Source organism: Cytobacillus pseudoceanisediminis (assembly GCF_023516215.1).
GTDB classification, from domain to species: domain Bacteria; phylum Bacillota; class Bacilli; order Bacillales; family Cytobacillaceae; genus Cytobacillus; species Cytobacillus pseudoceanisediminis.
Window position 1 is genome coordinate 1,217,744 of record NZ_CP097349.1, and the last position, 14,356, is coordinate 1,232,099.

At 40.6% G+C, this 14,356-nt stretch carries 14 protein-coding genes and 4 pseudogenes; 13 read left to right on the forward strand and 5 right to left on the reverse strand.

The genetic code is table 11. The annotated features are described in order from the left end of the window. Positions 1-7 precede the first annotated feature (7 nt). Positions 8-412 (reverse strand): EamA family transporter, encoded by a 405-nt coding sequence (locus M5V91_RS06475; RefSeq protein WP_284521918.1) that lies wholly within the window; start codon positions 410-412, stop codon positions 8-10. A 158-nt stretch (positions 413-570) separates the two neighbouring features. Between M5V91_RS06475 and M5V91_RS06480 the strand changes: the two are divergent. Beyond that, positions 571-800: pseudogene (locus M5V91_RS06480) on the forward strand (hypothetical protein). A 65-nt stretch (positions 801-865) separates the two neighbouring features. Here the strand turns inward: M5V91_RS06480 and M5V91_RS06485 are convergent. Together M5V91_RS06485 and M5V91_RS06490 are read right to left on the reverse strand one after the other, a co-directional pair. Further along, a complete protein-coding gene (locus tag M5V91_RS06485) occupies positions 866-1,237 on the reverse strand; it encodes a VOC family protein (protein ID WP_217026706.1) in 372 nt (123 codons plus the stop codon). A 113-nt stretch (positions 1,238-1,350) separates the two neighbouring features. Further along, the gene (locus M5V91_RS06490) at positions 1,351-1,644 is read right to left on the reverse strand and encodes a phospholipase A2 family protein (protein WP_034296979.1); all 294 of its coding nucleotides are present in this window, start codon (positions 1,642-1,644) and stop codon (positions 1,351-1,353) included. Between the two features lie 230 nt (positions 1,645-1,874). On the opposite strand from M5V91_RS06490, the pseudogene ymaG reads away from it, so the two are divergent. The 4 genes and pseudogenes from ymaG to M5V91_RS06510 all read left to right on the forward strand — a co-directional run bounded on the left by ymaG (position 1,875) and on the right by M5V91_RS06510 (position 4,680). Beyond that, positions 1,875-2,098: pseudogene (gene ymaG, locus M5V91_RS06495) on the forward strand (inner spore coat protein YmaG). 94 nt (positions 2,099-2,192) lie between these two features. Beyond that, a complete protein-coding gene (locus M5V91_RS06500) occupies positions 2,193-2,573 on the forward strand; it encodes a VOC family protein (RefSeq protein WP_009334195.1) in 381 nt (126 codons plus the stop codon). A 42-nt stretch (positions 2,574-2,615) separates the two neighbouring features. Then, a pseudogene (locus M5V91_RS06505) lies at positions 2,616-3,310 on the forward strand (Type 1 glutamine amidotransferase-like domain-containing protein). Between the two features lie 254 nt (positions 3,311-3,564). Further along, a complete protein-coding gene (locus M5V91_RS06510) occupies positions 3,565-4,680 on the forward strand; it encodes a cysteine desulfurase family protein (protein ID WP_284521919.1) in 1,116 nt (371 codons plus the stop codon). Between the two features lies 1 nt (position 4,681). Here M5V91_RS06510 and M5V91_RS06515 read toward each other — a convergent pair whose 3' ends face one another. Next, positions 4,682-4,900 carry a hypothetical protein gene (locus M5V91_RS06515; RefSeq protein ID WP_284521920.1) on the reverse strand — a complete coding sequence of 73 codons (219 nt, stop codon included), beginning with the start codon at positions 4,898-4,900 and terminating at the stop codon, positions 4,682-4,684. Beyond that, positions 4,857-5,282, reverse strand: a complete 426-nt coding sequence (locus M5V91_RS06520) for a hypothetical protein (protein WP_284521921.1) — start codon at positions 5,280-5,282, stop codon at positions 4,857-4,859. The genes M5V91_RS06515 and M5V91_RS06520 overlap by 44 nt, the downstream gene beginning before the upstream one ends. An 80-nt stretch (positions 5,283-5,362) precedes the next feature. Between M5V91_RS06520 and M5V91_RS06525 the strand changes: the two genes are divergently transcribed. From M5V91_RS06525 to M5V91_RS06560, 8 genes and pseudogenes are all read left to right on the forward strand, one after another. After that, a complete protein-coding gene (locus M5V91_RS06525) occupies positions 5,363-5,797 on the forward strand; it encodes a DUF3231 family protein (protein ID WP_284521922.1) in 435 nt (144 codons plus the stop codon). A gap of 14 nt (positions 5,798-5,811) precedes the next feature. After that, on the forward strand, positions 5,812-6,369 hold the full coding sequence (locus M5V91_RS06530; RefSeq protein ID WP_284521923.1) for a DUF3231 family protein: 558 nt from the start codon (positions 5,812-5,814) through the stop codon (positions 6,367-6,369). 744 nt (positions 6,370-7,113) lie between these two features. Then, positions 7,114-7,722 (forward strand): DsbA family oxidoreductase, encoded by a 609-nt coding sequence (locus tag M5V91_RS06535; RefSeq protein WP_236888068.1) that lies wholly within the window; start codon positions 7,114-7,116, stop codon positions 7,720-7,722. Between the two features lie 126 nt (positions 7,723-7,848). Next, positions 7,849-9,182, forward strand: a protein-coding gene (locus tag M5V91_RS06540) for an IS3 family transposase (RefSeq protein ID WP_284521924.1) whose coding sequence is annotated in 2 segments (ribosomal slippage) — positions 7,849-8,221 and positions 8,221-9,182 — 1,335 coding nt in all. Because the reading frame shifts where the segments join, the coding sequence is not laid out codon by codon here. A gap of 637 nt (positions 9,183-9,819) precedes the next feature. Next, positions 9,820-10,241 (forward strand): annotated as a pseudogene (locus M5V91_RS30340) (cupin domain-containing protein); the annotation flags it as partial. A gap of 137 nt (positions 10,242-10,378) precedes the next feature. Beyond that, positions 10,379-11,512 (forward strand): endospore germination permease, encoded by a 1,134-nt coding sequence (locus tag M5V91_RS06550; protein WP_009334204.1) that lies wholly within the window; start codon positions 10,379-10,381, stop codon positions 11,510-11,512. Next, positions 11,472-13,046, forward strand: coding sequence for a spore germination protein (locus M5V91_RS06555; RefSeq protein ID WP_284521925.1), 1,575 nt, complete (start codon positions 11,472-11,474; stop codon positions 13,044-13,046). The genes M5V91_RS06550 and M5V91_RS06555 overlap by 41 nt, the downstream gene beginning before the upstream one ends. After that, positions 12,931-14,073 carry a Ger(x)C family spore germination protein gene (locus tag M5V91_RS06560; RefSeq protein WP_019383434.1) on the forward strand — a complete coding sequence of 381 codons (1,143 nt, stop codon included), beginning with the start codon at positions 12,931-12,933 and terminating at the stop codon, positions 14,071-14,073. Before M5V91_RS06555 ends, M5V91_RS06560 begins: the two co-directional genes overlap by 116 nt. Positions 14,074-14,356 lie beyond the last annotated feature (283 nt).

The window sequence follows — 14,356 nt, forward strand, 5'->3', positions numbered from 1 at the left end:
TTTCCGATTAAAACAAAGGTTCCAATGGAGATAATGACTCCCCTGAAACAACTAATGCTGTGGCGGGTTCCCTTAGAATAATAAATGATAACAGGATGGTTAAGACGACACTCGACTTATCAATGGGAACTACTTTTGACACATCGCCGATCTGAATGGCTTTAAAGAAACAAATCCATGATAGGCCGGTTGTCAGGCCTGAAAGAATGAGAAATATGTACGATTTTACAGAAATAGTCAAGATGCTTTCCGTTTCTCCCGTAATAACAACCATAAGATAAGCCATGATGACCACTACAATCGTCCGGACTGCAGTAGCCAGGTTGGAATCTACTTTTTCAATGCCAATTTTTGCGAGGATGGCTGTGAAAGATGCAAATACTGCGGCAAGCAGAGCTAAAATGATGCTCATAGACATGATCTCCATTTCTTCAATGGGTTTATTATATACATTTTATTTTACTGAAGTGCATATAGAATATTCTCTAATCCCTTTAGTGTAAATTTATAAAATTCTGTTTTCCTGTTGAGTATTCTATATTATAGTTTGGTTAAGCAAGGAGGCAGAAAATGGATCAAATTGATAAAAGAAATCGTTTGAATGATGAACCATTTCGTTTTCGGCAAAATAAGAATAACACAGTATTTCTTGATTATAATGGAAAACAAGTGAAAATTCTAAAAGGAAAAGATGCAGAGAAGTTTCTAAAAAAATGAATGATGCTGAAGATGAAAAGAGCAGGCAGTTAATCATGGCGAAGATAACGGGGAACTTTAAACGGGGAAATGAACGGTTGTAATGGTTCTGAGCTAAAACAGCAGTGTCAATTGACACTGCTGTTTCTATCTTTATGTAAGCAGAATTCTACCTGTGCTGGTCGAAAAGAATAGCGTTGCCATCCGGATCTTCGAGTGTGAAACTTGCAGGGCCGGCGCCTGACTCATCTGCTTCGTTAATAATTTGAATCCCTTGTTCCTTCAGCTGCTTTTGTAGCTCCCGAATGTCAGTGAATCCCTCTAAATTTTCTGCGTTTTGGTTCCAGCCAGGGTTAAATGTAAGGATGTTTTTTTCGAACATGCCTTGGAATAGACCTATCACACAGTTTTCATTCTTTAAGATCAGCCAATTTTGCGCAATATCCCCGCCTAATGCCTCAAAACCAAGTTTTTCGTAAAATTCTTTTGACTTATTAATGTCTTTAACAGTTAAACTTACTGAAAATGCTCCTAGTTTCATAGTTCCTCCATGGTTTTAGTTTTTATATAATTCAGATAACACAACTTGAGTTTAATCGAAGCCATTTTATAAAGCAATAAAGTGGCCATTAAAAAAGCGGCTAACGCCGCTTTTTAATAAAGTCTTCTTCTCCGAAACCGGCTGCAGGTAAAATCGGTTTGGATTTTCATATAAATATAAATGATCGTTGCAATTGTTCCTTCTTCGCCGGGCCAGTTTGTCTTTGGCTTAAGGCACTTAAGGAATTCCTGGTCACAGCAGCATTTAGATCTCCCGCTTGCCCAGCATTTATCATGGACCCTGCAGCAGGCATCCACGCCATTAATAGGGCCGTCTGGTCCGCTGCAGCCGGGACCGCACCATCTGTAGCCGGGAAATAGACAAGGAATTTGTTTTCTTCTAGTCAATAGTATCCCTCTTTTTATATCAATTTAATTATTGATATGGCAGATCATTCATAGAGGTGTGGTTACTTAACTACTAAATGAAGATTGTTTACGCATTAAGGGCAGGGGCCCATACCCCATAGGCATCTGACGCATATCCTTTACTGTAGACAAATACAGAGGAGGAGTTCTGTTTGGATTATCAATATCAGCACATGCCTGCGACACAGGAGTATGTTCCGCAAAATAGCATGTATTTCCCTGAATACCGTATTCGGCCGGGTTTTGGATTCGGGAGACCAGGCTTTGGGTTTGGCCGGCCTGGATTCGGCTTTGGAGGACCAGGATTTGGACTGGGGCTTGGATTTTTAGGGGGCTGGCGACAGGAGCATTGCTGGCACCTGGACCAGGATTTGGATATCCTTACTATCCATACCCGCCATACCCGTATCCGCCATATCCTTACTATTACTAAAGGAGGAGAGCTTTGTCCTGGGGCAGAGCTCTTTTTTTAATTGATTTAATTTTCAGAATTGTATAATATGAAATAACGATAGGAGGATGAGAACATGATTAAACAAGTCGGACAAATAATGCTATACGTAAACAATCAGGATGATGCAGTGAATTTTTGGACTGAAAAAGCCGGGTTTCAGGTAATAGCCGAAGAAGATAATGGCCAGGGAATGAGATGGATTGAAGTGGCGCCATCAAAGGAGGCGGAAACGAGCATCATTCTCCACAATAAGGAGTGGGTAGAGAAGATGTCTCCGGGATTAAACCTGGGCACCCCTTCACTGATGTTCTTCACGGAAAATATTGAACAACTGTATAGTGACTTTTCAAACAAGAATATTACCGTTGGAGAAATGGTAGACATGCCTGCCGGCCGGGTTTTTAACTTTGCGGATGGAGAAGAAAATTACTTTGCTGTGATGGAGAAAAAGTGATAAAGGGGTTGAAAGCGCTGATAAATTAAGAGGTGTAGAAAGATGAAACAAATTATTGCTCTCGGAGGCGGAGGGTTTTCTATGGAGCCCGACAATCCATTATTAGATGCGTATATACTTAAACAATCTGGCAAACCAGTTCCCAGTATCTGTTTTGTCCCTACTGCAAGCGGTGATTCCGACCAATATACAAACAGATTCTATCATTTTTTTGAAAAAATGCCCTGTCAGCCATCCCATTTATCTTTATTTAAACCGCCAGCCAGAGATATAGAAGGATTTATAATGGAAAAAGATATTATTTATGTTGGCGGAGGCTGCACGAAAAATCTCGTTGCTTTGTGGAAGGAATGGGGATTAGATGCTTTGCTTAAAAAAGCATGGAATCAAGGGATTATTCTGGCTGGCATAAGCGCCGGCTCTTTATGCTGGTTTGAAGAAGGCGTTACAGATTCCTTTGGCGATGAAAAGCTGGATCCCTTAAAATGTTTAGGATTTTAAAAGGCAGCAATTGTCCTCATTATGATGGTGAATTAAATAGAAGGCCTTCCTATCATCGATTAATGTCTGAAAACAAAATCAAAGCTGGTATCGCAGCAGATGATGGAGCCGCCATTCACTAAATAGACCAGGATATTCTGAGGATTGTCAGTTCAAGACCTGATGCAAGGGCGTATAGAGTATATTTTGATGGAGAGGTAAAAGAAGAAGTGCTTGAAGCTGAATTTTTAGGATAACAACTTACGGGAACAGCGTACAAAAAATCGTCAGGACCACTAATCTGAACAGTTTCTCAAGCATTCCGCCAGCTCCTTTCGATTGGTAAGCATAGTTTTATTCTACGTGTCCTTTATTAATAGAATATAATTGGCCTGTAAAGTTTTTGTTAAGTGTATTTAGGGGTTCGCCGGCATCCCTTTTCCCATGTCTGAAACAGCTCTATTTCCTCTATTTTATGATTTTGATATTCTTAAGGAGAGGGGGAGAGGGAATGAACAAAGTCTATCTCGATTACAATGCAAGCACACCTTTGGCACCGGAGGTTTTAGATGTTATGAATCCGCTTCTGACGGGCTATTACGGGAATCCTTCCGCCCATCATTGGGCTGGGCATCCGGTAAAAGAGAAGCTGGTGATTGCCAGGAAACAGGTAGCTGGCTTGTTGTCATGTTTGCCGGAAGAGGTTATTTTTACAAGCGGCGGAAGTGAAGCGAATAATTTGGCATTAAAGGGTTATTATTTCAAGCATCAATATAAAGGCAAACACATCATTACGTCAAAAATCGAGCATCCTGCCATTGTAGAGCCCCTGAAATTTCTGGAGCGCCTGGGTGCTGAAATCACCATGGTGGATGTAGATGCATATGGGATGGTTTCTCCTGAGGCAATTGAAGATGCCATTCGGGAAGATACAATCCTGATCACCGTCATGCATTCAAACAATGAAGTGGGGACCCTTCAGCCGATCGATGAAATAGGGGAAATTGCCAGAAGACACAGGATCGCTTTTCATACCGATGCATCTCAATCCGCAGGCAAGGTACCTATTGATGTCAATCACCTGAATGTGGATATGCTCACTATAGCGGGCCATAAATTGTATGCCCCTAAAGGAATTGGCGCCTTATATATCAGAAAAGGCTTAGAGCTTGAGCCGCTGATTCATGGAGCCGGACACGAGTTTGGATTGCGAGCAGGAACAGAGAACACGATGCTTGCAGCCGGGCTCGGAAAAGCCTGTGAGCTGGCTCAGGAGCAGGCCTGGGACCGGAAGCTCGCTGACTTAACGAATTATTTTTGGGTTCAATTGCAGGAGGCATTTGGTGATGAGGTTGTCCTTAACGGCCACGAAGAAAAACGGCTGCCGAATACCCTGAATGTAAGTTTTGTCAATCGGGTTGGACAGGACATTTTATCCGCCATTCCACAGCTCGCTGCCTCTACAGGGTCAGCCTGCCATTCAGGCATAGTGGAATTGTCCCCTGTTTTGAGGGAAATGAAGGTTCCTGAATATGTTGGAATGGGTGCTGTCAGATTCAGCCTTGGAAGATATACGGCAAAGGAGGAACTTGATCAGGTGATTTCCTGGCTGAAAGAAACATTCTAAATTATTCCACTGAAAAGACATCGGCAATCTGCAGAAGATCATCCGAAAAAATGCAATACATATCCGTATCACCGGCTTCAATGGCCATTTTTGGTACGGCAATTCCATCGTAGCCTTGCTTCGCAAGACTTTTGCGAAATTCTGAATTGGCTTCATCTTTATTCAGTAAGATCGCCTTATCTTTCCAGGTAAGGTGTCTTTTTTGCGCTTGCATAGTCACAAAAGGGGTCCCGTTCATCCATAAAATGTTCAAAGGAATCGAAGTCCTTTAATATTGGTTCATCTATATACACTTTATAAACAAATCCCAGCACCTGTTTGTCATATTCAACCACTTTCGGCAAACCATCTTCCCAGAACTCAGTGTCCGATTTTTCGATAACCGTTTCTGTTCCAATGGCAAAGGACTTCGCAGATTCAAAGTCTGATGAAAGCCATATGCCAAGCGTATCGATCTCTTTCATTGCTTTTTGCATAGTCTGCTCTTTATGAAAGTGGTCAAATTTCCTTATGGAACCGTGATAAACGATCAAAAGATACACCTCCCATTCATAGGATGCCCCATCATTTAATCCGTTATGAATGATGAAAAGATCCAGCATGATGATCCCTATTTTATAAAAAATTCATTTTTATTTCAGCACTTTGGAAATAATAAAATAAAAAGAGGGACGTGCAGCCAATGAGTGATAAACAAAACACGGAATTAACTGCAGCTGAAATAGCGCAATTATGGTCGGCTTATTTGAACAGCAGCATGTGTAATTGTATTTTCACATACTTTTTAAATGCGATTGAAGATCAGGAACTACAGTCCATGCTTCAGGATAGTATTCAATTGACTGAAACACATTTACAGAAACTGACCGGTTTTTTTGAAAACGAAGGGTTATCCGTGCCACATGGATTTAAAGCTGAAGAGGATGTAAGAGAAGATGCTCCACAGCTGTTTTCGGAAAATTTTTCCCTGCATTTCTTCTACAATATTGCCATGTTTGCTGTTAATTTTTATGCGCTGTCCAAAACACTATCCGTCCGGTCTGATATTCAGGAATACTTTAACAATTGTTTGATGGAAATTAATGAATATGAAACAAAGCTAAAAAAATGTTGCTGAACAGAGGCTTGTATATGAGATCCCCTCTTGTCATTCCAGTGAAAGAAACCAGCTTTGTTGAAAGCAAAAAATTCATGGGTGGTATGTTTGGAGATAAAAGGCCGCCGAACGTTATTGAAATTACAAATATCTATATGAATTTGAAAAGGAATGCCATGGGAAAAACGATTATGGTGGGATTTAGCCAGGTCGCCCAATCGAAGGAAGTTGGCCAATTCATGGTAAGGGGCAGGGACATAGCTGCCAAACATACAAAAGTATTTGCCGGGATGCTCGAAGAAAGTTATTTGCCTGTTAGTATGTCTTGGGATATGGAAGTAACGGATTCCACTGTCCCGCCCTTTTCAGATAAGCTAATGATGTTTATGACGACATCCCTCATTGCTCTTAGTGCAGGGATTTATGCCACAAGTGCAGCTGCAACTGCACGAAAAGATATTTCGATTAATTACATTCGCTTGTCTGGTGAAATCGCTAATTTTGCTGAAGATGGTGCAAACATCCTGATAAAAAACGGCTGGTTCGAGGAGCCGCCGCATCCGGCAGACCATGATGAACTGGCAAATAGATAATCGCTGAAGGTTGGGGGAGGAGCGTATTCTTTTCTAGCCTTTTTTGATTTATTGTATTCCACTTGCATGAAGAATTTGAAAAGGGTGGAGAACAGCGAGAACTAGCAATTTGAATTTTTTTCGATGGAGACAAAAACAATTACGCTGGCAGAACTAGTTGCGCTTATGGTGATAAACGCGAAGTTATTGAGAACCTAAACTGACCCGAAGAGACATACGGAATTAATGAAGAAATTCTACGCAGACGTACGGATCATCCAAAATGAGAATCGCTGCTGATTACGCCTGGGGATGGGCTGGCGATCTCATGAGTGGAAGGTGAATAACGACGAAAAGGGCAGTGCTCCAAAAGAAATGGTAGTTAATCGTAATGAATAACGACGAAAAAGGCTGTGCCCCATAAGGAATGGTAGTTAATCGTAATGAATAACGACGAAAAAAGCTGTGCTCCAAAAGAAATGGTAGTTAATCGTAATGAATAACGACGAAAAGGGCGTTCTGGAAGTTATTCAGAATCAATAACGGGCAAAATGACAATGTACAACTTAATACCGGTGTCAATCCCAAATCGTCCCCTTAAGCTTTTTCCGTGTAAAATAAAATGGCACCTACTATACTAAAGAGGAATATACAGTATTGGAGGAATACAATATGCATATTGAAATGTGGACTGACTTCGCTTGACCGTTTTGCTATATTGGCAAAAGGCATCTGGAGGATGCCATTAAACAGATTAATCATCCAATTGAAGTGACTTATCGCTGCTTTGAACTGGACCCGACTGCTGAACGGGATATAAAGGATAATATGTACGAAAAGTTATCCAAGAAATATGGGATGACGATTGAACAGGCGAAAGCCAACACGCAAAACATGGTGCAGATGGCGAGAAATGCCGGGCTTGAATTCAACATTGATACCGTCGTTCTCACTAACACGTTTGATGCTCACCGTCTGACGATGTTTGCGAAAGCGAAAGGACTAATGAAAGAAATGACTGACAGGCTGCTCCGGGCTTATTTTACAGATTCCATTCATATAGGGGATCATGCTGCTTTAGCAGAATTAGCCGAAGAAGTTGGCCTGAACCGAGAGGAAGCTGAAAAAATGCTTGCTGGCAATGAGTTTGCAAAAGAAGTCCGTGCAGATGAGCAGCTGGCACAGCAATACCGCATCACCGGGGTTCCATTCTTCCTTATTAATAAAAAGTATGCACTTAACGGAGCACAGCCAACTGAGATGTTTGTTCAGGCTCTGCAGAAGATTATTGCAGAGGATGAGATTACTGTTTTAAATGATCATGACGGTATGATCTGTGATGATGACGGTTGTGAAATTCCTAAAAAACAATAAAATCAAAAAGAACCAGTCTCTCCTTATATGAACTATACCCTAGATAGTGGACACTGATAAAAAAGTGCCCCTTTCTGGGGTTTTTTGTGTTTCAATAGTTTTAATGAATAAGGCGGAGGATTTTTTATGAGTAAGAATATCTATAATGAATTCCAAATGAAAGAGCTTGAAAAGAATCCTAATGTTTTGAGGGCTTCTGAGAGGTCAATCTCCTATAGTTCTGAATTTAAGATAAAAGCAGTGGCGGAGTACAAAAGTGGGAAAACACCATCGCAAATCTTTATTGAACAAGGCTTTGATCTCGAAATGATTGGCAAGGAACAGCCAAAACGTTGTCTTAAGCGTTGGAGAGAAACATTCGAAAGGTTCGGGGAGGAAGGTTTCCTTACGGAACGTCGAGGTAAAGGGAGCACTGGACGTCCTTCTTCTAAACAACTTTCCATTGAGGAGAAACTAAGGAAGGCTGAGGCAAGGATTAAATTCCTTGAGGCAGAGAATGACTTCTTAAAAAAGCTGGAAGAACTAGAAAGGCAGGCGTTGATGAAGAAACGATTCTAACGGCAGCTGAGAAGTTTTCTTTAATTGAGAAAACCATCAGAACATATCAGTTGAAAAAATCTGTTTCCTACCTGTGTGAACTGGCAGGCGTAAGTCGAAGTGGCTACTATGATTGGCTGAAGGCAGCACAATTACGGGCACAACGTGACGAGAAGGATCAATTGGATATAGAGTTAATTCGAGAAATATTCATAAGTAAAAAAGAAAAAGTAGGTGTCCTCAAGATCAAAATGATTATGGAGAATGATTATTCATCGGTAATGAACCACAAAAAGATTAGGCGTCTGATGGCAAAATATAATCTTGTAACAAAAGTAAGGAAAGCCAATCCTTATCGTAAAATGGCTAAGGCAACCCATGAGCATCGATCTTGTCCCAACCTCCTTAACCGAGAATTTAATCAAGAAGAACCAGGAAAAGTCCTGCTTACTGACATTACTTATCTCTATTTCGGAAAGGGACAAAAAGCATACTTATCCTGCGTAAAAGATGGAGCTACCAAAGAAATTGTCGCTTATCATCTATCCACTTCGTTAGAAATGGATATTGTATATAAGACGCTTAAAAAGTTAAAACAAGCTGTTGGCGATCATTTTCATCCAGAAGCCATACTGCACTCTGACCAAGGTTTCCACTATACCCATCCCCAATTCCAAAGCAAAGTAAAAGAACTTGGCTTAATACAATCGATGTCCCGAAAGGGAAACTGTTGGGATAACGCACCAATGGAAAGTTTCTTTGGGCACTTTAAGGATTTAGCAGAGTATAAATCATTAGATAATTTAGGAGATGTTAGAAAAGAAGTGGATCGAGTGATTGAGGAATATAACCAGCATCGTTATCAATGGGGCTTAAATAAAATGACCCCGGAGCAAAACCGGGGCCATTTACTAGCCGCATAGGCGCTTTTTAAACTGTCCGTAAATCGGGGCACAGTTCAATAAGGAAAAGGCTGGTTCTTTTTAATTAGCCGCCCAACTTGAAAAATCAACGTACCTTCTTTTCTTATGGGCATATGATGTGTTGATAAATCTGTGAAGGGAATGACATGTATTGTATCATCCTAATGCGTATTCCTATCCATATTACCCTTTAGTAAATGCACCTGTATTCCATACTGACAACATGTTAAGAAGCAATCAGGATCATTTTCAGCAGCTTTGTGAAACGGTCCTTGAAGGGGTCAAAAGGGAAGCTTCGGTACTTGAGCTATACACGCAGCTTGCAGAACAAGCCCCTAATGAAGAGCATAAACAAAATATTATTCAGGCTATTGAAGGAAAGAAAGTCCATTTAACCCATTTTTGCAATCTTTATTACAATTTAACAGGAACACAGCCGGAGTATCAAATTGGCGAAGTAACCATTGATCATTATCGGGATGGCCTGCAGAGGGCTTATCAATTGGAAATGGAGGGCTTCCAGGAGAATCAGCGCGGTTCCGCACTTTCTCAGCTTCCTCAGGTTCAAAATGTGTTCATTTGGGCTATGACAGGGGAACAGGAAAATGCAGCACGCCTTGTTACACTAAATGACCGGATTACCGATTATGGCCCTCAGTCATTTGTCGTTGATATTGAGGAAGCGACAAAACAAAATAACACTTTCCGGACGGCGATTTGGACAGGACAGCATTTGCAGCTGACATTGATGAGCATAAATGCAGGAGAGGATATCGGACTGGAAATTCATCCTGAACTTGATCAATTCTTAAGAATTGAAGAGGGGAGGGAATCGTCCAGATGGGAGATAGCAAGGATCAATTAGATTTCCAGCGTAAAGTAGCAGACGATTTTGCCATCATCATCCCTGCAGGAAAATACCATAACGTCATCAATACAGGCAGCAAACCTCTTAAGCTATACTCTATCTATTCCCCGCCGCAGCATCCGTTTGGGACGGTGCATCAGACGAAAGCAGATGCCATGGCTGCTGAGGAAGAGCATCAGCAAGGAAATTAAAAGAAAAGGGATAAAACAAAAGCGGTCAGGGCACATTCGCTTTCGTTTCATCCCTCTTTAATTTGGATTAGAATCTCATTACATAAATTACTCTTGTCTGGTAAGTATATTTAATAAATATAAAGCTGGAGAATTTTATGAAGAATTTAGTAAAGGTTCTAATACCCAAACAACTATATTTATTAATCATCCTGTCAACAGGCTTGCTAAACCATGTAATATTGATTCCTAATTTATTGACAGCTGCCGGAAGAGATAGCTGGCTGAGTGTTATTGCAGCCTATCCGATTTCACTGTTTTTCATATGGCTTATTTACTACATACTAAAAAACTCATCTGATGAAGGCTTCTTTTTCATGGTGAGAAAGCGTCTCGGACGGACATTTTCCGTGCTCTTATCGGTTCCTGTGATTCTTTTTTTAATTACGGGCTCCTATATAACATTCAGGGATTTAATGATTTGGCTGAATGCGTATTTTCTGGCAGATGCTTCTGTCCTTATGATTAATATAATTTTAATACTGGTATGCATGATTATGACACTTTCCGGTGTGAAATATATGGCTATATCAAGCGGCATACTGCTTCCGCTTGTTATGCTTTACGGCGTATTCATTTCCGTTACAAATACTAGATTGAAGGACCCCGGCCTATTGTTCCCGTTGCTTGCAGACGGAGCAGAGCCGCTCATGTATGGTATTCTCTATACTCTTTCGGGATTGTTTGAGGTTTATATCATCATATTACTGCAGCCGTATTCACAACAAGCCTTTAAGTTTAAGCATCTTGTTATTCTTTTGACGCTTCTGGCAGGATTAATTTTAGGGCCGCTCACAGCCTCGATCATGGAATTTGGACCTGAAGAAGCGACTAAATTTCTTTACCCTGCCCATGAACAATGGAGGGTATTAAGCATTGGAGAGTATATCTCTCATCTGGACTTTCTCGCTTTATATCAGTGGCTAAGCGGGGCATTAATCAGAATCGGATTATTTATGTATTTAGCAGGCGCATTTTTTCCAGCTAAAAAGAAACATTATCGATTAAATCCGAAGTTGGTCTTTTCTTTATACCTCATCTTGTTTGGGCTAATGAGTATAAAGATTGAAACTTATACCTTTTATCAGGTTATCTATAAGTATTATCTGCCGGTCAGCATGGTGTTTTTTCTGTTGTATATCCTTTTGTCAGCTTTGATTATATTAGTTTTGAAGAAAAGGGATGAAAACCATGGCAAGAACAAGAATTCCAAAGTCCAATCCTCAACATAAAGAGAATGGCTGCATAAAAGCAGAGAAGTTAAAACAGCAGTTTTCCAAAAGCGGGGATTTTGTAAGCAATGTCCATGCTGCTGAAAAAGATGAGTTGGAAATTTTCTATTTCGATACTTTGGCCGATACCAAATATTTGGATCAATATATCTTGCCAAAGCTTGCTGCTGAAAAGGACGGAACTGCAAAAGATAAGCTCAGGACTTTATTCCAAGCTGACCTGGTAACGGAAAAATCAATTGATGACTTGTCTTTATTGCTTTTTGAGGGGAATTTCCTGTTCCTGGCTGATCAGCACTTGTTGAGTATAAAAGCAGCAAACCTTCCAAAACGGCAGCCTGAAGAGTCTGCACTTGAGACTTCCATTAGAGGCCCAAAGGATGGGTTTGTTGAAGATCTGCAAACAAACATATCTTTAATACGCAGAAGGCTCAATACCAGCACTTTATGTGTTGAAAAATATACCATTGGAAAACGGAGCAAAACGAAAGTGGCACTCATGTATATAGAAGATATTATTGATCAGCGTGTTCTGCAGGAAATCCACAAACGAATGGGGAAGGTTGAGCTCGATATCTTGACCAGTATCCATGAACTCGACTCCTTAATAAGGGACCGCCCTTTTTCGATATTCCCCAGTCTTGATTATACAGGCCGTCCGGATTTTATCGTTCAGGCACTGAATCAGGGCCGGTTTGCCATTCTGGTGGAAGGAAACCCCACCGTTACCTTTGCCCCGGTCAGTTTATTGTTGCAGACTAAATCACCTGAAGACCATTACATCAATTATGCGTTTGTAAGTCTGGAAAGAATCATCAGGATGATTGGGATAACGGTATCCGGTTTCCTTCCAGGGGTATGGATTGCATTTTCCGCCTTTAATATTGAACAGATTCCTTACCTGATGGTTGCCACTATCTCCGTGTCCCGATTTGGCCTGCCTTTGAGTGCGCCGATTGAAATGTTTATCATACTTCTTTTGTTTGAGCTTTTTAATGAAGCTGGAATCAGGCTGCCTAGAGCCATTGGACAGACAGTGGCAGTATTGGGCGGTTTAATTGTCGGTGATGCCGCCATAAGGGCCGGATTAACCTCTCCAACCATGCTCGTGGTTTCGGCCATTACGTATATTTCGTCTTTTACCCTAGTGAATCAGTCCCTTAGTTCCGCCATTACCATTGTTAGATTTATCGTTATCATCGTGAGTACTTTTTTAGGCTTGTTCGGTGTTATCGTATGCTATATTCTCACTGTTTTATATTTATCGACACTATCTTCGTTTGGCGTTCCTTATCTTTCATCCATAGCCCCAATAAGCTGGAGGGAAAGTGTAAAGGCATTTCTGATGCTGCCTGTGCAATTTTATAAATCCCGTGCCTCGGCAACTAGCCCTGAAGATCCAACGAGGGGGATAAATAATGGCAAGGAACGTAATACTGATGATTGCCGCATCCTGTATTTTGCTTTCAGGTTGTGCCGGCATCAAAAATATACAGGATTTAACCTATATTGTATCAATCGGGATGGATTATGATGAAGAAAAAGATGAATATACAGTCTATCTCCAAGGGCTGAATTTTTTAAATGTCGCTAAGCAGGAAGGCGGAAAGACAGCTGAGCCAGTCCCTATATTTGTGGCTTCGGCGAAAGGGGAAACGTTAAATTTAGCTGTAAGGAAGCTGTACAAATTATCCGAACCTCCCTTATTCTTTGGCCATGTAAAGACTCTAGTCATCTCCAAACGGATCGTTCAGCACAAATTTAAGGAGGTGGTGGAGGAGGTTGGGAGGAATCGTTCTATTCGTCCTACACTTCATATCGTGACAACAGACGAATCCATTGAAGAGGTTTTTAATATTAATGCTCTGTTTAATTATCCAGCTATATATACTGTTTTATTTAAAAAGGATTTTTACGAGGTTGCCCAAAATGAAATTCGGCCCGTACCTTTAATGAAGTTTCTGCGGGAATATTATGAACCGATGAATGCAGCGAAACTGCCCTCCGTTAAAATTAATAAATCAGGCTGGAAAGCAGAAAAGGATTACCCGGTATTATATTTTGATGGTTATACCGTTTTTCAAAACAAGAAATATATAAAGGAACTTGCATTTGAGGATTCTTTATTTCTTAACTGGATAATGGAAAATTATATAGCTTTAGATGAAAGAGTCGAAGAAGATGGTAAATTGGCTGCAGCCGTAAAGCTGGAAAGTCCGGAGCTGAAATTTAAGTATGAGGAAAATGCCCCTTCCCCGAAATTCTCCATTGTTTTATCCATACGTGCTGATTTACTGGAAAGAGTAGAGGACATTTCTCCTGATCGATTGAGAAGCTTGGTGGAAGAGAAAATAAAAACAAAACTGCGATCCCTTTATTTGGATGGGGTAGAAAGAAAAATTGACTATCTTAATGCCGGTGAGAAATGGTTTCGTATGCGTCCAGAGAAATTTGCGGAATTAAAAAAACATGGTAATTTTTATTTGGATGAAAACTCTCTTACTGACATTCAGGTGAATGTTCAGATTTTAAATTTCAACAGCTATAAGTTTAATGAATGAAAAATTTCTTCTGGGAAGACGCTGAATACCTCTTCTTTTTTAGCAAATTTTACTCTAAAAAAGATAAATAATCCTGGACTTTTTTGGCACTAGTCGAAGTATCAGCGGCAAACCCGTTATGGCCAGTACGACTATAGATGTGGACCAGTAAGCGAAGGGACTGGAATCAGGAACAGTCAGCTGCTAAATGAGAAACCGCAGTTTTGTCACCCATGGCGCGACAAAGTTAGGTTTCTCCTTTGTTGAGTATAGCCCATTTGTACTTTACCATTAATAATAAAGT